Here is a 17,991-nt window from a genome sequence, read left to right on the forward strand (position 1 = left end):
AGCGGCGGTTAACGGCGGCGTCCCGTGATGCGTACCCAGCCATCTCGGTTTGCGATCGGGTCCAGATCAAAGCTGTCAGCATAGGCCGCAGCGACTTCCTCACCCTGTTCGGCCAGGATGCCTGACAGCGCCAGGCGACCGCCGGTCCTGACCAGCGATGCCAGTTGCGGTGCCAGGGAAACCAGCGGGCCAGCCAGAATGTTGGCGACCAGCACATCGGCTTGCTGATGTGGCAAGTCCTCGGGCAGGTACAGCGGGAAGCGCTCGGCAGCGATGTTATTGCGTACGGCATTGTCACGAGAGGCTTCCAGTGCCTGCACGTCGATGTCAGTGCCCACGGCCTGTTCGGCACCCAGCAGCAGAGCGGCGATGGCCAGAATGCCCGAGCCGCAACCGAAATCCAGCACGTTGCAGCCTTTGAGGTCCTGGCCGTCCAGCCATTCAAGGCACAGTGCGGTGGTCGGATGGGTGCCGGTGCCGAATGCCAGGCCAGGATCAAGCAGCAGGTTCACGGCATCCGGTTGCGGTGCAGCATGCCAGCTTGGCACGATCCACAGGCGCTTGCCGAAACACATTGGCTGGAAGTTATCCATCCAGCTGCGCTCCCAGTCCTGATCTTCGATGACTTCGGCGCTGTGCTCGGGCAGTTCTTCGCCGGTCAGCAGGCTCAGGTGTGCCAAGGCCATTTCGGCATTGGTGTCGGCTTCGAACAGCGCCAGCAAATGGGTGTGTGTCCATAGCGGCGTGGTGTTGAGTTCAGGCTCGAAAATCGGCTGGTCTTCGGCGTCCATGAATGTCACGGACACGGCGCCGACTTCAAGAAGGGCGTCTTCGTAGGTTTCGGCTTGTTCTGGGCTGATGGCGAGACGGACTTGCAGCCAAGGCATGGCGGATTACCTTCGATTCGGAAATTAAGTGCGGCTTGCACGGCCGGCACGGCCGCAGGAAGCGGGCAAGTTTACTGCTATGCGCTGCAAACAACAAAGCCGCATCGCTGCGGCTTTGTCGTTCTGAAACACACTGGCTTATTGATTGGCCAGTTTGTGCTCCAGGTAGTGGATGTTGACTCCGCCTTCGCAGAAGCCTTCATCACGGGTCAGATCACGGTGCAGCGGGATATTGGTCTTGATTCCGTCGACCACGATTTCGTCCAGGGCATTGCGCATGCGTGCCATGGCTTCTTCGCGGGTCGCGCCCCAGGTGATCACTTTGCCGATCAGCGAGTCGTAGTTGGACGGAACCTTGTAGCCGCTGTACAGGTGCGAATCGACCCGCACACCGTTGCCGCCCGGTGCGTGGAAGTGCTTGACCAGACCTGGGCTTGGAACGAAGGTTTTCGGGTCTTCGGCGTTGATCCGGCATTCCAGCGCATGCCCTTTGATGACCACGTCATCCTGGGTGTACGACAGTTTGTTGCCGGCGGCGATGCTGAGCATCTCCTTGACGATGTCGATACCGGTGACCATTTCGGATACCGGGTGCTCCACCTGAACACGGGTGTTCATCTCGATGAAGTAGAAACGACCGTTCTCGTACAGGAACTCGAAAGTACCCGCGCCGCGATAGCCGATATCGATACACGCCTTGACGCAGGCAGCCAGAACATCCGCACGCGCCTGTTCGTCGATGAACGGTGCCGGTGCTTCTTCCAGAACCTTCTGGTGACGGCGCTGCAGCGAGCAGTCGCGGTCGCCCAGATGAATCGCCTGGCCCTGGCCGTCGGAAATGACCTGGACTTCCACGTGACGCGGGTTAGTCAGGTATTTTTCCAGGTAGACCATCGGGTTGCTGAACCAGGCCGCAGCTTCGGCGCGGGTCTGGGAGGCGGCTTCGATCAGGTCTTCTTCGCGATGAACCACACGCATGCCGCGACCACCACCGCCACCGGCGGCCTTGATGATCACCGGGTAACCCACTTCACGACCAATGCGCAGAGCGGTTGCTTCGTCTTCCGGCAGCGGGCCGTCGGAGCCCGGAACGGTTGGCACGTTGGCCAGCTTCATGGCGTCCTTGGCAGAAACCTTGTCGCCCATCAGGCGGATGGTGTCTGCTTTCGGGCCGATGAAGGCAAAACCCGATTTTTCGACCTGTTCGGCGAAATCGGCGTTTTCAGCGAGGAAGCCGTAGCCAGGGTGGATCGCCGTGGCACCGGTCACTTCGGCAGCCGAGATGATCGCCGGAATGTTCAGGTAGGACAGATTGGCCGGTGCCGGACCAATGCAGACGGTTTCGTCTGCCAGGCCCAGGTGCATCAACTCGCGATCTGCCGTGGAGTGTACAGCGACGGTCTTGATGCCCAGTTCTTTACAGGCACGCAAGATGCGCAAGGCAATTTCGCCGCGGTTGGCGATTAGAACTTTTTCCAACATCGCAGGCTCTCCCCGGGTCAAACGATTGTGAACAGCGGCTGGTCAAACTCAACCGGCTGACCGTTTTCTACCAGGATGGATTCGATCACGCCGCTGGCTTCTGCCTGGATGTGGTTCATCATTTTCATCGCTTCAACGATGCAGATGGTGTCGCCTTTCTTGACGGTCTGACCCACTTCGACGAATGCAGGCGAAGTAGGTGCCGGGGTGCGGTAGAACGTACCGACCATTGGCGACTTGACCACAAAGCCGTTCAGTTTCGGAGCCGATGGTGCTTCTGCTGCGGCCGGAGCGGCTGCTGGAGCCGGTGCGGCGACAGGCGCAGCAACCGGGGCTGGCGCGTAGTAAGGCTGCGCTGGAGTCTTGCTGTGACGGCTGATCCGTACGGATTCTTCGCCTTCACGAATTTCCAGCTCGTCGATGCCGGACTCTTCCAGCAATTCGATCAGCTTCTTGACTTTGCGAATATCCATTAATCAACTCCCAAGGTTCTGTAAGGGCAATTTGTCGGCCGTTTCAAGCGATGTGGTCAGCGTCAGGCTGGACTCGTCATGGCTTGGCACTGGCGGCCAGTTGTTCCAGGGCGGCTTCCAGGGCCAGGCGGTATCCGCTGGCTCCCAGGCCGCAGATCACTCCTACAGCGACATCTGAAAAGTAGGAGTGATGGCGGAAAGGTTCGCGTTTGTGCACGTTTGATAAATGCACTTCGATGAATGGGATGCTCACTCCCATCAGCGCGTCACGTATTGCAACGCTTGTGTGCGTAAAAGCAGCCGGATTGATCAAAATAAAGTCCACACCCTCACCGCGCGCGGCGTGAATACGGTCGATCAGTTCATACTCGGCATTGCTTTGCAGATACATCAGGTGGTGACCGGCATCGCGCGCGCGTTGCTCCAGGTCCTGATTGATCTGGGGCAGGGTGATGGTGCCGTAGACCCCGGGTTCCCGAGTGCCCAGCAGGTTCAGGTTGGGCCCGTGAAGGACCAGGATAGTCGCCATTGCGTGTTCCTTTTATTGTCTGCGAGCGGTTTACGCCCGGCGACTATGCCGGAAGGGCAGTGGACTGTCCAGTTAACAACAGTAGCCAGCACGATGAGCGATATTCGCGCAAAGTTTGTGACTCACCGTTTAGTTTTGGTCATTTGCCCTGTTCAAGCGTTCAATCAGGCCTGCGGCGTCGATTTCGCCGACGACTCGCACATTTTGCAGCTCTTCGCCGTTTTTAGCGAAAAACAGCAGCGCGGGAGGACCGAACAGCTTGTAGCGGTCGAGCAGGGCGCGTTGCTCTGCATTGCTGTCTGTCATGTCGAAGCGAACCAGGCTGTAACCCGATAATCCGGCAACGACCCCAGGATCGGGCAGAACTTCGTGCTCGATGACCTTGCAACTGATGCACCAGTCAGCGTACCAGTCGAGCAACAGCGGTTTGCCTGCGTTTCGCGCTTCCTGCATCACGCGGTCCAGTTCGGCTGAGGTGGTGATGTTTTGCCACTGGTTCGAGCTTGATGTGACTGTTGGGTTGTTTGCCGTGGCGTATTCGCGCCCCAGCGGACGCAGCGGGTCGGTTTGTCCGGACAGCGCGCCATACCAGCTGGCCAGCGCATAAACCAACAGCGCCAGACCGAGCAGTTGAGCGAGCTTTTGCCGAGTGGTCTTTTCAGTGAACTCCAGTGCGCCGAGAAACAGCGCAACACCCGCAGACAGCAGGCCGACCAGCAACAAGGTGATCTGGCCCGGCAAAACGCGGCTCAGCAAACCGATGGCCAGCGCCAGCAGCAGTACACCGATTGCATTTTTCACCGTGACCAGCCAAGGCCCGCTTTTCGGCAGCCATGCAGCACCACCGGTGGCTATCAACAGCAATGGCGCGCCCATGCCCAGGCCCAGCGCAAATAGTTTCAGCCCGCCACCAACGGCGTCGCCGCTGGCGCTGATATACAGCAGCGCACCGGCCAGAGGGGCGGAAACACAGGGGGAGACCAGCAGGCTGGAAACCACGCCCAGCACGGCTGCGCCCCATAGTGATCCGCCTTCGGTCTTGCCGGCGATACGGTCCAGACGAGAACTGATCGACTGCGGCAGACGCAGTTCGAAAGCGCCAAACATGGCGATGGCAAAGATCACGAAAAACGCTGAAAACGGCACCAGAACCCAGGCCGATTGCAGGCGTGCCTGCAGGTTCAGGCTCGCGCCAAACATACCCATCAGCGCGCCAAGCAAGGCAAAACAGGCCGCCATCGGCAGTACGTAAGCCAGTGACAGGCTCAGGCCGCGCAGGCCGCCAACCTTGCCGCGCAGCACCACGCCGGACAGAATCGGCAGCATCGGCAGTACACAGGGGGTAAAGGTCAGACCTACGCCTGCGAGGAAAAACAGCGCCAGTTCTTTCCAGCTCCAGGCGGCTGAGGTGGCTGCTGTAGTGGCGGATGCCGAGACGGCAGGGCTGGTGGCCACATCGCCAATGTTCAAACGCTCGGTTTCAGGCGGGTAGCACAGGCCCTTGTCGGCGCAGCCCTGATAGGTGACAGCGAGCCTGAAGGGGCGTTGTTCACCGGGTTTGCGTGGCAGGTCGATGTCGAGAATGCCGTGATAGACCTCGACATCGCCAAAGTATTCGTCGTGTTTCTGTTCGCCCTTGGGCAGTTGTGCTTCACCCAGGCCTATATCAGCAGGCTCGGTGCGAAACTGGAAACGATGGCGATACAGATAATAGCCATCGGTGGCGACCAGCCTTAGCTTGATCGATTCTGGCGTGGTTTCGATCAGGCTCAACTGAAAAGCCTGCCGCACGGGTAGGAAGTCCTTGCTGTTATCCAGCGAGCCGCCGCCCAGGGTTGACGATGGGCGGCTGTCCAGTAGACCGGCACCGAAGGCGGGCAGGGCCAGGATCAATAACATCAGGTATAACAAACGGCGCATGGCAGTCTCGAATCTCGAAAGTCCGCGCATGATAGCGGAGTGTTTCGCGGCCTGCTGACAGGAGGTTTGTAAGGTGCAGTGTCATTCAGGTGACAGAACCACCCCGCGAGGCTACTTGCTACCCGCTGAAAACTTGCCGCTAGCCTCCTGTTCGTAGTACTCGGGGATTTTGTACTTATAGGTTTCCAGCCAGCGTTGCAGGCTCAGGTCACGCTCGGCGGCGGTATTGATTTGTAGCGTCGGCGATGCAGCCTTGCCGCTGGCTTGCAGTTGCAGCCAGGTTTCAGTCTGTTTCTGCGCGTAAGGTGATTGCTCGTCGCTCGCAGCCCAGGCGCTGCTGACGATAAAAAGGGTGAAAATGCTGCCGACGAGTGCGCCTTTCATGGTTGTGCTCCTGTTGTACTGGCGGACGCGAGTGGCGTGGCGCGGGTTTTTCCGATTTTTTCGGCACGCGCCTGAGCCTCGGTGATCTGCTCGGGCGTCAGTCCGGCTCGAGAGGCCAGTTCGGCTGCTTGCTTCCATTTGTTCTGGTAGATCAGCAAGGTGGCCAGATTGATTGCCGCCAGCGGATCGGACTGTTTGAGCTCCATGGCGGTGAGGAACTGGAAGCGCGCCTGTTCCAGTTTCAACTGATTGAGATAGACAACCCCCAGGTCGTTGCGGATTTTTTCGTCAGTCGGTTGCAGTTTGCTGGCCATGAGCAGATGTTGCTGAGCCAGCGCATTGTCGCCACGCGCCGCAGCCAGTTGTCCCAGCCCATGCTCACCCTCGGCTGCCCGACAGGTGCCCAGCAGGCTGCGATACAGCGGCTCGGCTTCGTTGCTGCCCAACAGCCGCAATACCCGTGCCTTGCGCAGGCGAACCTCGCCCAGGCTGTCCGGCAGGCTTTCCAGATTGGCGAGGCTGGCATGCAAGCGTCCCTCATCTGCCATGCTCTGAGCCAGATTCAGGGAGAACTCCTGATCCGATGTCAGTTTGGGGCATTGGCCGGACTGAGCCGTGGCTTGTGTCCAGAGCGCGCTGCCATCACTGGTACATCCGTTCAGCAACAGCAGCCCGAGTAGTGCGATCACTGGTTTCATTGCAATGCGTCCTTTCGTGCACGGGTAACACTGGATTCAACTGCCCAGTGCGCGACTTATGGCGATAAATCCAGGGCCCGCCAACACGATCAGCAGGGCTGGAAACAGAAACACCATCATGACCACCGACATCTTTGCCGACAGTTTGGAAATATATTCCTGCAGGCGGGTCAGGCGTCGGTCGTCAATCAGTTGCTTGAGCGTGAGCAGAGACTTCAATGCGCCGCCGCCCTGATGAATCAACTGATTGAGGATCACACATGTGTCACTCAATTCGTCGACGGCCAGCAAGGCCGCGGTTTTTCGCAGTTCTTCGCCCAGTTCCAGGCCGGAGTCGACCCGCACCAGCACCACACGAATTTCCTCGGAGAGCACCGGCAGCAAGTCTTTACCTTCAAGACTCAGCACGCGTAGCGCCTGCTCGACGGCCATGCCGGACTCGAACAGGATGCGCAGCAACGGGATAAACGTAGAAATTTCCACCACCACCTGTTTCTGGCGGCGCTGAGCGACGGCCGCGAGAATTCGTTTGGGCAGCAGATAACCGATTCCCAAGGCAAATACCGGCGCTATGAGCGGCTGCTCGACGCCTTTGAAAAGCAGCAGTTGGGCCACAATGACCACGACCATCAGGCCGACCGGAACGCCGACCTGGCATGCGGCAAACAATGAGCGTTTGCTGGCGCGCCGCCAGCCGATTCGATTGAGCAACATCTGGGTTTCCGAGTCCAGGCTGATGCTGCGCTGGCCAATGCGGGTATCGCCGAGCAACCGCAACAGGCTGCCGATGCGGCTTTCGCGAATCACCTGGCCCCTCAATCGTCTTGCCACCAAGCGTTCGTTACGGCGTTGCCGAGCCATGCCGGACAGCAGCAGAAATGCGGCAGCGGCGAGCATCACGGCAGCGAGTAACAGTTCCATCTAAATGCTCCTCAACATGCGCCACAGCACCACACACCCTGTTGCCTGCAGGACGAAGGCCATGCTCAACATGATCTTCCCGCTGTCATCGTTCCACATATGCAACAGATAGCTGGGGTTCACGGTCAGAAAGTAGCCGGCCATGCCGACTGGCAGCAGCGCCAGCACTAGCGCTGTCATGCGGGTTTCACCGGTCATTGCGCGCAATTGGCGACCGGCCTGTTCCCGGTCACGAATCAGCTTGATCAGGTTTTCCATCAGCTCGCTGGCATTGCCGCCATATCGATGATTGACCCGCAAGCCAAGGGCAAACAGATGAAACTCGTCGCGTTCATACAGCTCGGCGAAATCCCTCGCGGCATCCGGCAGGCTGACGCCCAGTTGCACGTTCCGCTCGATACGGCTCATGCCGTCCTTGAGTGGCTGATCCGTTGCTTCGATGCCGTGCAGCACCGCGTCGGCGAGGGTTCTGCCTGATTTGAGGCTGCGTACGGTATGGTCGAGCAGTTGCGGCAATTGCTGGATCATGCGGCGCACACGCACCTCATAGCGCCACGACACAAACAGGCGCAGGGTCAGCGGCACCGCCAGCAGCGCGCTGACCGCGCCGATGCCGCCGCCCAGTCCGTAGCCGATCAGAATCAACAAGGCATAGAGCGACAAAGCCAGGCCCATGCGCTCGGTCGGTCGACCCAACCCTGCACGCAAAAAGGCCCGATCCAGGTAGGTCCATCCAGCCTTTTCAACCACAGGCTGAACCTGTCCGGCGGTCAGACGCTGCCTGACCCGTTCACTGGCGCCCTGATTGAGCGCGAGGTAGAACATGCGAATGGACGCAGTCAGCAGCAAGGAGATCAGGCCGAGTACCAGTGATGCATTCATTGCGCCGCCTCCCTGAGCACGTCAGTAGCCTGGCCGCAGCTTGTCGCCTGCGGCGTGTGCAGCTTCGCGCATGAAGCCGACCCCGGTGCGGCGATCAAGGCGGAACAATGTATTGGTGACATAGATGTCATCGCGTATGCCGACTACCTCCACCACTTCGCTGACACAGCGTCGGCCATCAGGCAGGCGCGCCAGCTGGATAATCACATCCAGCGCCGCGCAGACCATCTGGCGCAGGGTTTTTTCCGGTATCAGTCGCCCGGTCAGGCCAACCAGCGTTTCCAGACGCAGCAGAGCATCCTGAGCATTGTTGGCGTGAACGGTACTCATGGAACCGTCGTGGCCGGTGTTCATCGCCGTCAATACATCGAGCACTTCGACACCACGGATCTCGCCGAGGATGATGCGGTCCGGGCGCATCCGCAGCGAGTTGCGAATCAGGTCGCTGGCGCGCACCTCGCCATGCCCCTCGGCATTGGGCGGGCGGGTTTCCAGACGCACCACGTGCGGGTGGCTGAGCTGCAGCTCGGCAACGTCCTCGATAGTGACCAGGCGCTGGTTGCTGTCGATCAACTGGCTCAGCACGTTGAGCATGGTGGTCTTGCCTGTGCCGGTACCGCCGCTGACGAGGATGTTGCAGCGTTTGCCGACCGCTTCCTGAAAAAATTCGAAAATGGACTGATCGATGGTTTGCATGGCCACCAGATCTGCGCTCTTGAGCATGTCCTTGCGAAATTTCCGGATCGACAGGCAAGGGCCATCCAGCGCAATCGGCGGGATGATGGCATTGACCCGGCTGCCGTCGGGCAGACGCGCATCGACCATAGGCGAAGATTCATCCAGGCGCCGCCCGAGTGGCGCGAGGATGCGCTGCATCACGCGCTCGACGTGGTGCGAGTCGATAAAGCGCAGGTCGGTGTGGTGCAGCACGCCATCACGTTCGACAAATACCTTGCCCGGCCCGTTGACCAGAATTTCCGTGACCGACGTGTCGCGCAGCAACACTTCAAGCGGGCCGAAACCGGTCAGCTCATCGACCAGCTCTTCGGCCAGTCGCTCCATTTCATAGCGCGAAATAGCCAGCCGCAGTCGCGCAACGTATTCGGCCACCTTGTCGATGACAAATTGCGCCAGTGCCGGTCGTGAGCCTTCGAGCAGGTTTTTGCCGCTTTCTTCGATGCCGTCGATGATGTAACGGTGCAACACCAGTTTCAGGCCTTGGCCGTCATCGGCTTGCCCGCTGCCACGGGACGAGACGCCAAACAGTTTTTCCGCCATTACCTGTTCCCCCACAGTCGAGCGAGCCAGCCCTGATCGGGTTTATCGTGAGCCTCGGCATTGCGTGCCAGATGCTCGCCAAGCCGACGCAGCCCGGAACACAACGCGTCGCGTGAGGCCAGCTCGAACAGCGTCACTCCCTGGTTTTTGGCGTTGAGGCGCAGCTCTGGTGCCAGCGGCAATACGGCCTGCACCGGCAGGCCGAAGGTCTTGGCCACGGTTTCCGAATTGGGTGCGACCGAGCGCTGATAGCGATCAATCAGCAGGCTGGCGTGTTGCATTCTCATGCCTTTCTCACGCCAGTTATTAAGCACCGTCAGGTTGCGTCGACAGCCCAGTACGCTCTGGTCGGCGTACCACAGCAACTGATCGCAATGGCTGACCAGCGAGCGCAGTGCCTCGCTGTCCGGCTGGCCCACGAGGTTCACGACCACATGTTGAAAATGCTGGCGCAGGGCGCTGAGCAGCATATAAAGCTCCGCTGCGCTGGACTGCTCCAGATGATCGTCGGCTTCGCTGTACGCCAGAATGCGCAGACCGCTTTCACTGGTGGTGAACGCACTGTCGATCAGCGTTGCATCGAGCCTGCGCAAGTGGCGCAGGGCATCGCCAAAGCTGAATGTGGATTCAAGGCCGAGCATCAGCAGGCTGTCGCCGCGCGGCAGGCCGAGGTCCAGCAGCAGCGTGCGTTGCCCGGTCTTGTGCACCACCATCGCCAGGTGCGTCGCGATCAAGGCTCCGTCGTCATCGCCTTGCGCGCCATACAGCACTGACAGGCCGCTCATGTTCGGGTTGGGCGTCACGGCAGGCAAGCGCTTGCTCAAGCGTCTGACCAGGCCGGCGACCTCACTCGAACGAGAGCCGTAAGCGACGAAATCCCGCGCCCCGGCACGCATGGCGTTGAGCACCAGCTGGTTATCCATACCATCGCCAAGCGCGACGATGGCCAGCATCGGCTTGGCTTCCAGCGCGCTCTCGATCAGGGCGCTCTGGGTCATCAGATGCTCACGGTCCAGCCCGACGAACACCACACTGGCAAAGGTCACGTCCACCAGCGCGAGCAGATCGTCGAGGCTGCCGGTGCCTGCGCTGACCACTTGGCCCAGTGAGCCCAAGGCACTTTGCAGCCATTCCAGATCAGTGTTGTTACGGGTGATTGCCAGGAAGGTCTGGCTCAGGCTCTGGCTCATTTGGATAACCCGTCGCGACGGTCAAAGTCGCCGTTTTCCAGAAAATACAGGCGCGGAAAGCTTGGATCGTAGGTGCGCAGCCCCTCACCCGGCAGCGAGGGCAATTGCGCGTTGGCGGCCAGCGGTTGAACCAGGTGCGGGGTGACGATCATCAGCAGTTCGCGTTCATCGCGCTGGATTTGCGAATTGCGGAAAAACGCGCCGAGAATGGGAATGTCACCCAAGCCGGGAAACTTGCCTACGGAGCCGACGTTACTGGAGCTGATCAGCCCACTGACCACAAAGCTTTCTCCGTCGGCAAGCGCGATACTGGTGTCGGTACGCCGTATGTTAAGCGCCGGCACGTTTGTGCCGGCGATGGTGATACCGGCAGAGAAATCCAGTTCGCTGACTTCGGGGGCAACTTTTAGCAGGATTCGGTCACGGCCCACTACTGTCGGCGTCAGGGTCAGGCGTACGCCAAACTCCTTGTACTCGATGGAAATACCATTGCCCTCGCCATTGGGCACAGGCACCGGGAACTCGCCCCCTGCCAGAAAGCTTGCACTTTGCCCATTGAGCGCAACAAGGCTGGGGCGGGCCAGGGTGTAGGCGTAGCCGCTGTTTTCCATGGCGTTGAGCATGGCCAGCACTTTGCTGCTGCCGCCGCCCCAGACAATATTGAAATTGCTGTTGTTCAGCGGAATGCTCGGCCTTGTGCCACTCACCGTACCGGGGGTGACGTTTACGCCGGGAACCGTGCCAGGCGCGCCGAACAGAAAGTTGTTCGAGCCCTTGCCGAATATCGAGGTACTGGCCTCCTTGAGTTTGGTGCGGCTGACTTCGATAAAGCGGATGTCGGTCTGCACCTGGCTGGGTAACTCCGCATCAGCAGATGGCGCAGTGACGCTCTCTATCATCGATGCCGTGGCCCGGCCGCGTACGAATACCATGCTCTGGCGCGGGGCGGTGGCGCAGGCGGTCCAGACCATCAGGCTGGTCGTGCCCTGCGCAACGCCCGTCAACAGAAAACCATCCGTACCGTTGACATGCACATCGGCAATTTTCGGGGCGCCGACGGCAATGCGGGTGATGGCCACAGGTGAGCGCACTTCCTGCTGAATGCCCTGATCGATTTCCACCGCCGCTGGCATTGCAGCAAGTCCTGCACAACTGCCGGAAGCGGCCCAGGCTGATTGTGCAGACAGCGCCGCGAAGGCTAACGCCAGCAGCCGGGGTTTTGTTACTGGCACGGAACAACAGCTCATCAAATGCAATCCTTGCTCAATCAGGGAGTTTGTTGCGTGATCTGGTTACCGCGTATGACCTCGACTGCGCGAGGCGTGCGAGTGGCTGCGCCCTGTGTCGGCGAGTTGGCCGGGCCCAGGCTCAATTGTCTGAAGCTGACCAGTTGGCGGTTGGCAGAGTCCAGTCGTTCGGCGGCATCACGGCTACCGGCTTCGCTCGCCCAGTAATTCTGAAGGTTGCCCTCGTCGGCGCTGCGCACGGCCAGACGCAGGACACCGGTTTGCGACGCAAGCATCAGCCGTGCCAGCAACGCTTCCGGTACCGCGACGGTGACGGTTCGCGCGTTGATCCGCAGCTGTTCCTGTTTAAGGCGTTCGTCAGCGTTGATGTCCTGCACCGGCTTGCCGTTGCGATCCGGGCCGAGCAGCCCGCCAACCCCGAGAACTCGCAGGGCGGGTACGACAACCTGGCTAGAGCGATTCAGGTTGCTGGTGTCCTCGGGCAGGTAAAGCAGCACATCCACATAGTCGCCTGGGCTGAGCTGCCCGGATGCGCCAATCACCTCGTCAACCTGCAACGCCAGCGCTCGTTCATGAGGGCGAATCATCCGCGCCAGTGTGCCGCCTGCTTCAAAACTGTTCTCGCTAAGCCAGGTTCCGGCCGTCAGTGTTCGCCAAGTGCTGCGGCCCACCAGTTTGTCGATGTGCTCGAAACTTCCAGGCGGCGCGACCTTGAGGCGCTCTACGGTCAGGTCTTCAGCCGTGATGGGGGTATAGGCCGGTACGTCCCGGGCCAAAACCACTACGTTGTGGCGCAGCGCATCCTCGACGGGCGGAGTCGGGGGCGTCTGGGTCGATATTTCGGTGGCGTCAGGCACCGTGGGCGGCGTGACAACTGCAGGTGCCTCGGCCGGTTTGCTGACGGCGATTCCCAGATAACCGGCAATCAACGCTCCCAGCAAAAACAGGACAGCAAGCACCGTGGTAATGCGACTGCTCATGGCAACGTTCCCTTTGTCATTGCAGGACAACTTCAAACCGGTGCGACAACTTCGCAATGTGGCGCGGCGGACGACGTTCCCGTCCGTTATGTGACGTTAGCTCATGGCACTCAGAATGCCATTGTGCTTTGGTATAAAAATGCTGTTGCGTGAACAACATAGCGTTTGACCACGCCAGACGCAGGGGATGGCCAGTCTTATAACTTTCCGGTTAATGCTTTGTTGAGATTGTGGGTTTACGGATTGGAGACAATGCTGTGCAGGCAGACAGTTTCGCATGTGACACGCATGTTCGCGCCTAGGGTCTGTTCCCGTTTCACATTGGCAGCCACAGAAAAGCGCAGGCCATTGCTATGACGCTTTCATAGTTTCTCTTGAGTTTGTCGAACCGAGAAGCCGCCGCCCGGAAATGCTTCAACCGGGCAAAGGCGTTTTCTACGAGATGTCGATTGCGATATAACCCTTTGTCCAGATCTGCGTTCCCTTTCAGAGAATTGCGCTTTCGTGGAATCACCACTTTGCTGCCTTGCTGCTCGACCTGAGCGCGTATCGCTTCAGTGTCGTAGCCCTTGTCCGCAATGATCACTTCTGCATTGGGCATCTTGGCAATCAACGAGGCCGCCTGCGAACAATCATTGGTCTGGCCTCCGGTCACGTCAAATGCAATGGGCAGCCCACAAGCGTCTACAGCCAGGTGAATCTTGCTGGTGTTACCGGCTCGGCTTTTTCCGATGGCCTGGTCCTGCGTGCTGGCAGCACCTGCACTGTGCTGATGAGCCTTTACATAGCTGCCATCAATGAAAACCCACTCCATGTCAGGATCGGTCATCAGCACCTCAAGCACCTTGACCCACTTGCCTGAAGCAGACCAGGCATTGAACCGCTTGTAGACCTTGCTCCAGTTTCCAAACGCTTTCGGCAGGTCTCGCCAAGGGCAACCCACACGCATGCGGTACAGCATGCCTTCAACCGTGGTGCGCAAATCTCGCTTGTTGTAGATCGATTCGTGCAGCAAAATTTCTCGAAGCTTCGGCCAGTGCTCATCACTGAGCATTAATCGGGGCATTGCAGGCTCGTATTGGTGTTGTGTGAGAACTCCAACAATACGGGCCTGTTCTCATAGAGATCAATGGGTTACGTCGAAACGGGAACAGACCCTAGAAGGCACAAGGAGAAATGAGATGTCCCTTACACGGCTATACGTAGGTACCTATATCCGGGTTAAATCCTTTATCAAAGACCGTGAAGCCGCTTCGGGTATAGAGTACGCCTTGATCGCAGCGATGGTTGCAGTGGCTATCGTTGCTTTTGTTCCCACGATAAGCGGCAGGATCACTGCAATGTTTACAACTATTCAGAATGCGTTGTGAGTTGAGCACAGATGGAGATATGTCAGTAGATAGCCTTTTTCAACAGGAGTAATCTGGATATCCTGATCGCATTTATTCACGTTTAAAGGTGTCAAAATGGCTGTCCATCCTACCCGCCAACAGCTGCTGTTGGTTGATGACGAAGAGGACGCGAACGAGGAGCTTGCAGAACTGCTCGAAGGCGAGGGGTTCTGCTGTTTCACGGCGTCGTCCGTGAAAATGGCCCTGCACCAGCTGACAGCCCATCCGGACATCGCGCTGGTGATTACCGATCTGCGGATGCCGGAGGAAAGCGGTATCCAGTTGATCCGCCACCTGCGCGAGCACACGTCGCGTCAACACCTGCCTGTCATCGTGACCTCTGGGCACGCCGACATGGACGACGTCAGCGATCTGTTGCGCCTGCACGTGCTGGACCTGTTCCGCAAACCCATCTACCACGTTCGTTTGCTGGAAACGCTCAACAACCTGTTCCCCGAGCCGAAAATCTTTCAGGTTCAGTGACCACAGCGTTTTCGTAACCTTCACTCCACCACGCTGAATTCAACCCTCGCGGTCTGGCCGCTTTCGTCCAGCACGCTTAATTGATAACGGCCCGGTTTGCTAAGGGTCGGGGTGAAGTCTTGCCGGGTGTCGGTGTCCGCCAGTGGCACGCCGTCAATGAACCACCAGCGATGTCCGCTGCCGCCCAGGGCCGAGAGTCTCAGGCGCAGCGCCTGACGGCTGCTCGCTGGCAGGCGCAGGTTGTCGCCTTCGCGCACGCCGACGATGCTAAGCGGCGGTGCCTGGTTGAGGTTCTGTGGTGGACAGTCCGGGTCGGCGGGTGGCAGGCGGGCTTCGCGTCGTTCGGCCCTGGGCAGCCAGGGTTCCAGAGGGGCAGGCCAAAGCGCGATGTCCTGCGCTTGAGCGTCGGGGCAACCGGCCGCCACGCGTAACCCCTTGGCGTTGATCCAGACACGTTCCTGCAAGCCCAGGCCGAGCGGTTGATCGGCCGCCTGCAAGGTTGGCGGCGTGGTGCCGTCCAGTGTCCAGGCGAAGCGCTGTCGACGGCAGTTCGGGTCGCTTTTGCTCATCGGTTGCCCCAGCGGCCAGCAGATCGCTGCCACGCCGACATTCAGCGGCACCGGTTGCACCGGCGCAGCGATCCCGCGCTGGCTGTCGCGATTGACCAGCACATCATGAACCTGAAGCATCAGTGGCGCTGCCGACGCCAGCCCGAACTGCCCCGGCACCGGTGTGCCGTCCGGGCGACCGATCCATACACCGACCAGAAAACGCGGCCCCACACCAATCGCCCACGCATCGCGGAAGCCATAGCTGGTGCCGGTCTTCCAGGCCAGTTGCGGGCGCTGCACCAGCTCGGCGCGCGGGTCTATGTCCGGACGCGACTGGCCGCTGAGGATGCGCCGGATGATCCACGCGGCCCCTGGCGACATCATCTGCCGTTCGCGCAATCGGTCCTGCGGTTGCAATCGAACATCGGCGCTTCGCCCGCCACGAGCGAAGGCGCTGTATCCCGTCACCAAATCCTCCAGCCGACTGCCCGCACTTCCCAGAATCAGCGCCAGATTCGGCTCGGCCAGCGGCGGCAGGGTCAGCGGTACGCCGCCATTGCGCAGTTCGGCGGCGAAGCGTTTCGGCCCATAAACCTCCAGTAACTGCACGGCAGGCAGGTTGAGCGACATCGACAGCGCCGAACTGGCCGCCACAGGTCCGCCGAAACCGGTTGAGAAGTTGCCCGGCCGGTAGTCACCGTAGCGACGCGGTACGTCCTGCATCAGTGATTCGGAGTGAATCAGTCCGGCATCCAATGCCATGCCGTACAGGAATGGCTTGAGGGTGGAGCCGGGCGAACGCAGCGCCGTCACCATGTCCACATGCCCGAAACGTTTGGCGTCGTTGATGTCCACTGAACCCACATAAGCGCGCACGGCCATGTTTTCTGCCTCGACCACCAGAATCGCTGCCGAGGTCCGTTCCGGAAGGCGCGCGCGCCAGCCCATCAGCAGGTCTTCCATGCGCCGTTGCAGTGAGGCATCCAGCGTGGTGCGGATCAGCGGCGGGCTGTTGGGGCGATTAAGGCGTCGGGCCAGCAGCGGCGCAAGGCTGGGCTCCTGTCGCGGTGCCAGCCATAACGGCTCTTCCAGAGCCTCGTCCACGCTGGCTTGCGGCCATACCTGAAACTCGGCGAGACGCCTTAGGACCTTGTCGCGGGCACCTTGCGCCCGTTGTGGATGACGGTCCGGCCGCAGCCGACTGGGCGCCTGTGGCAGCACCGCGAGCAATGCAGCCTCGGCGCGAGTCAGATTGTGTGGGGATTTGCCCAGATATGCCCAACTGGCGGCCGCCACCCCTTGCAACGTGCCGCCAAATGGCGCGCGATTGAGGTACAGGCTGAGGATTTCATCCTTGGACAGGTGCCACTCAAGCTGCAAGGTGCGCCACAACTGGCGAAACTTGCCGGATAAGGTTCGCGAGTGCGGGTCGAGTAGCCGCGCCACCTGCATTGACAGCGTACTGCCACCGGAGACCACGCGCGCGCCACTGAGGTTTTGCCAGGTGGCGCGCACCAGCGCCAGCGGGTTCACGCCAGGATGGCTGTAGAACCAGCGGTCTTCGTAGGTCAGCAGGGCTTCAAGGTAATAAGGCGAAACCTGCTCGTTGCTGACCGGATAGCGCCACACGCCATTGGCATCGGCAAAGCGCCACAGCGGTGTGCCGTCCTCGGCCAGCACGACGCGGGCCAGATCGTCTTTGGGCAGTGGCAACGGCCACAGGCGATCCGCCAGCCAAAGCAGGGCGATCAGCAGCATGATCGCGCCTGCCAGCCACTTGAGTTTTTGCCGCAGACGCAGAAGAAATTCAGGTTTCAACACAAAGAGCCTTTATGATCCACGGAACCTGACACGCCTTGCGACGGCCAAAGCGGACAGATCATTTTCTTCACGACCCCAATCAGGACGTACATATGCAGGTAGAAGGCTTTTTTGAATGGCTCGGGCAGGCCATCGGCGCGGTGATTCGCTTCTTCGTCGACGGTCTGGCGTGGTTGTTCAACGGGTTTACCCATGCTGGAGGAAATTTTGTCGATGGCCTGTCCCGCACGCTGGGCATGGACACTTCACTGATCAGCATCGTCGCACTGATCATCGGCCTGATGCTGCTTTACTCGGCTGTCCGGGCATTCATGCGCGCCTCGATCATCCTCGGGATCATCTGGCTGGCGCTGGGCCTGTGGTTGCTGAGCTGGATCATTCATTGATGCGCTAACTCCGCCTCCACGCCGTAAGCGCGTGCCCTTGTGGGAGCGAACTTGTTCGCGAAGGCTCTATTCCTGAAGATACATCCTCAGTGGATGTATCGTCCCCTTCGCGAACAATGCGGATCGCCGCCCCGGTCGCTCCCACGGGTACGCATTCCAGTCAAGCATTTGCCCTTCACCACCACTGCGCATCCATATTTGGGAGCGACCGAAATCTTTTGAGATAACGCGCACTCCTTGTGGGAGCGAACTTGTTCGCGAAGGCTCTATTCCTGAAGATACATCCTCAGTGGATGTATCGTCCCCTTCGCGAACAATGCGGATCGCCGCCCCGGTCGCTCCCACGGGTACGCATTCCAGTCAAGCATTTGCCCTTCACCACCACTGCGCATCCATATTTGGGAGCGACCGGAATCTTTTGAGATAACGCGCACTCCTTGTGGGAGCGAACTTGTTCGCGAAGGCTCTATTCCTGACGATACATCCTC

The 17,991-nt window shown here is 59.8% G+C and carries 18 protein-coding genes; 3 read left to right on the forward strand and 15 right to left on the reverse strand.

What is annotated here, in order from left to right:
- Positions 1-8 precede the first annotated feature (8 nt).
- The 14 genes from prmA to AC4ANK_RS05285 all read right to left on the reverse strand — a co-directional run bounded on the left by prmA (position 9) and on the right by AC4ANK_RS05285 (position 13,937).
- Positions 9-887, reverse strand: coding sequence for a 50S ribosomal protein L11 methyltransferase (gene prmA, locus AC4ANK_RS05220; protein WP_002555372.1), 879 nt, complete (start codon positions 885-887; stop codon positions 9-11).
- 138 nt (positions 888-1,025) lie between these two features.
- Positions 1,026-2,369: an acetyl-CoA carboxylase biotin carboxylase subunit gene (accC, locus tag AC4ANK_RS05225; protein ID WP_002555371.1), complete on the reverse strand. Its 1,344-nt coding sequence runs from the start codon at positions 2,367-2,369 to the stop codon at positions 1,026-1,028.
- 17 nt (positions 2,370-2,386) lie between these two features.
- Complete coding sequence (gene accB, locus AC4ANK_RS05230; RefSeq protein WP_002555370.1) at positions 2,387-2,842, reverse strand: acetyl-CoA carboxylase biotin carboxyl carrier protein; 456 nt, start codon at positions 2,840-2,842, stop codon at positions 2,387-2,389.
- A 76-nt stretch (positions 2,843-2,918) separates the two neighbouring features.
- On the reverse strand, positions 2,919-3,371 hold the full coding sequence (aroQ, locus tag AC4ANK_RS05235; protein ID WP_002555369.1) for a type II 3-dehydroquinate dehydratase: 453 nt from the start codon (positions 3,369-3,371) through the stop codon (positions 2,919-2,921).
- A 129-nt stretch (positions 3,372-3,500) separates the two neighbouring features.
- Complete coding sequence (locus tag AC4ANK_RS05240) at positions 3,501-5,291, reverse strand: protein-disulfide reductase DsbD (protein WP_255884794.1); 1,791 nt, start codon at positions 5,289-5,291, stop codon at positions 3,501-3,503.
- 111 nt (positions 5,292-5,402) lie between these two features.
- Positions 5,403-5,675, reverse strand: a complete 273-nt coding sequence (locus AC4ANK_RS05245) for a DUF3613 domain-containing protein (protein WP_002555367.1) — start codon at positions 5,673-5,675, stop codon at positions 5,403-5,405.
- Entirely contained in the window at positions 5,672-6,373 is a 702-nt protein-coding gene (locus tag AC4ANK_RS05250) for a tetratricopeptide repeat protein (protein ID WP_002555366.1), read from the reverse strand. Before AC4ANK_RS05250 ends, AC4ANK_RS05245 begins: the two co-directional genes overlap by 4 nt.
- Positions 6,374-6,409: 36 nt before the next feature.
- Positions 6,410-7,294: a type II secretion system F family protein gene (locus tag AC4ANK_RS05255; RefSeq protein ID WP_002555365.1), complete on the reverse strand. Its 885-nt coding sequence runs from the start codon at positions 7,292-7,294 to the stop codon at positions 6,410-6,412.
- Positions 7,295-8,176: a type II secretion system F family protein gene (locus AC4ANK_RS05260; RefSeq protein ID WP_122343359.1), complete on the reverse strand. Its 882-nt coding sequence runs from the start codon at positions 8,174-8,176 to the stop codon at positions 7,295-7,297.
- A 21-nt stretch (positions 8,177-8,197) separates the two neighbouring features.
- The gene (locus AC4ANK_RS05265) at positions 8,198-9,454 is read right to left on the reverse strand and encodes a TadA family conjugal transfer-associated ATPase (RefSeq protein WP_002555363.1); all 1,257 of its coding nucleotides are present in this window, start codon (positions 9,452-9,454) and stop codon (positions 8,198-8,200) included.
- Positions 9,454-10,644: a CpaE/TadZ family protein gene (locus AC4ANK_RS05270; protein WP_002555362.1), complete on the reverse strand. Its 1,191-nt coding sequence runs from the start codon at positions 10,642-10,644 to the stop codon at positions 9,454-9,456. Before AC4ANK_RS05270 ends, AC4ANK_RS05265 begins: the two co-directional genes overlap by 1 nt.
- Positions 10,641-11,891, reverse strand: coding sequence for a type II and III secretion system protein family protein (locus tag AC4ANK_RS05275; protein WP_057425073.1), 1,251 nt, complete (start codon positions 11,889-11,891; stop codon positions 10,641-10,643). The genes AC4ANK_RS05270 and AC4ANK_RS05275 overlap by 4 nt, the downstream gene beginning before the upstream one ends.
- A 20-nt stretch (positions 11,892-11,911) precedes the next feature.
- The gene (gene cpaB / locus AC4ANK_RS05280; RefSeq protein WP_010195236.1) at positions 11,912-12,871 is read right to left on the reverse strand and encodes a Flp pilus assembly protein CpaB; all 960 of its coding nucleotides are present in this window, start codon (positions 12,869-12,871) and stop codon (positions 11,912-11,914) included.
- A 316-nt stretch (positions 12,872-13,187) separates the two neighbouring features.
- The gene (locus tag AC4ANK_RS05285; protein WP_460382697.1) at positions 13,188-13,937 is read right to left on the reverse strand and encodes an IS5 family transposase; all 750 of its coding nucleotides are present in this window, start codon (positions 13,935-13,937) and stop codon (positions 13,188-13,190) included.
- A 115-nt stretch (positions 13,938-14,052) separates the two neighbouring features.
- Between AC4ANK_RS05285 and AC4ANK_RS05290 the strand changes: the two genes are divergently transcribed.
- Entirely contained in the window at positions 14,053-14,241 is a 189-nt protein-coding gene (locus tag AC4ANK_RS05290) for a Flp family type IVb pilin (protein WP_002555359.1), read from the forward strand.
- Between the two features lie 96 nt (positions 14,242-14,337).
- Positions 14,338-14,745 (forward strand): response regulator, encoded by a 408-nt coding sequence (locus tag AC4ANK_RS05295; RefSeq protein WP_002555358.1) that lies wholly within the window; start codon positions 14,338-14,340, stop codon positions 14,743-14,745.
- 20 nt (positions 14,746-14,765) lie between these two features.
- Here the strand turns inward: AC4ANK_RS05295 and pbpC are convergent, their stop codons facing one another.
- Positions 14,766-17,114 (reverse strand): peptidoglycan glycosyltransferase PbpC, encoded by a 2,349-nt coding sequence (gene pbpC / locus AC4ANK_RS05300; protein WP_002555357.1) that lies wholly within the window; start codon positions 17,112-17,114, stop codon positions 14,766-14,768.
- Positions 17,115-17,209: 95 nt separating this feature from the next.
- Between pbpC and AC4ANK_RS05305 the strand changes: the two genes are divergently transcribed.
- Positions 17,210-17,503 (forward strand): hypothetical protein, encoded by a 294-nt coding sequence (locus AC4ANK_RS05305; protein ID WP_002555356.1) that lies wholly within the window; start codon positions 17,210-17,212, stop codon positions 17,501-17,503.
- Positions 17,504-17,991: the final 488 nt, after the last annotated feature.

Source organism: Pseudomonas sp. Pmew2 (assembly GCF_058129885.1).

Excerpts from the sequence above, each read along its gene's own strand:
- prmA (WP_002555372.1), bottom strand. The coding sequence starts at position 887 with ATGCCTTGGCTGCAAGTCCGTCTCGCCATCAGCCCAGAACAAGCCGAA.
- accC (WP_002555371.1), bottom strand. The coding sequence starts at position 2,369 with ATGTTGGAAAAAGTTCTAATCGCCAACCGCGGCGAAATTGCCTTGCGC.
- accB (WP_002555370.1), bottom strand. The coding sequence starts at position 2,842 with ATGGATATTCGCAAAGTCAAGAAGCTGATCGAATTGCTGGAAGAGTCC.
- aroQ (WP_002555369.1), bottom strand. The coding sequence starts at position 3,371 with ATGGCGACTATCCTGGTCCTTCACGGGCCCAACCTGAACCTGCTGGGC.
- AC4ANK_RS05240 (WP_255884794.1), bottom strand. The coding sequence starts at position 5,291 with ATGCGCCGTTTGTTATACCTGATGTTATTGATCCTGGCCCTGCCCGCC.
- AC4ANK_RS05245 (WP_002555367.1), bottom strand. The coding sequence starts at position 5,675 with ATGAAAGGCGCACTCGTCGGCAGCATTTTCACCCTTTTTATCGTCAGC.
- AC4ANK_RS05250 (WP_002555366.1), bottom strand. The coding sequence starts at position 6,373 with ATGAAACCAGTGATCGCACTACTCGGGCTGCTGTTGCTGAACGGATGT.
- AC4ANK_RS05255 (WP_002555365.1), bottom strand. The coding sequence starts at position 7,294 with ATGGAACTGTTACTCGCTGCCGTGATGCTCGCCGCTGCCGCATTTCTG.
- AC4ANK_RS05260 (WP_122343359.1), bottom strand. The coding sequence starts at position 8,176 with ATGAATGCATCACTGGTACTCGGCCTGATCTCCTTGCTGCTGACTGCG.
- AC4ANK_RS05265 (WP_002555363.1), bottom strand. The coding sequence starts at position 9,454 with ATGGCGGAAAAACTGTTTGGCGTCTCGTCCCGTGGCAGCGGGCAAGCC.
- AC4ANK_RS05270 (WP_002555362.1), bottom strand. The coding sequence starts at position 10,644 with ATGAGCCAGAGCCTGAGCCAGACCTTCCTGGCAATCACCCGTAACAAC.
- AC4ANK_RS05275 (WP_057425073.1), bottom strand. The coding sequence starts at position 11,891 with ATGAGCTGTTGTTCCGTGCCAGTAACAAAACCCCGGCTGCTGGCGTTA.
- cpaB (WP_010195236.1), bottom strand. The coding sequence starts at position 12,871 with ATGAGCAGTCGCATTACCACGGTGCTTGCTGTCCTGTTTTTGCTGGGA.
- AC4ANK_RS05285 (WP_460382697.1), bottom strand. The coding sequence starts at position 13,937 with ATGCCCCGATTAATGCTCAGTGATGAGCACTGGCCGAAGCTTCGAGAA.
- AC4ANK_RS05290 (WP_002555359.1), top strand. The coding sequence starts at position 14,053 with ATGTCCCTTACACGGCTATACGTAGGTACCTATATCCGGGTTAAATCC.
- AC4ANK_RS05295 (WP_002555358.1), top strand. The coding sequence starts at position 14,338 with ATGGCTGTCCATCCTACCCGCCAACAGCTGCTGTTGGTTGATGACGAA.
- AC4ANK_RS05305 (WP_002555356.1), top strand. The coding sequence starts at position 17,210 with ATGCAGGTAGAAGGCTTTTTTGAATGGCTCGGGCAGGCCATCGGCGCG.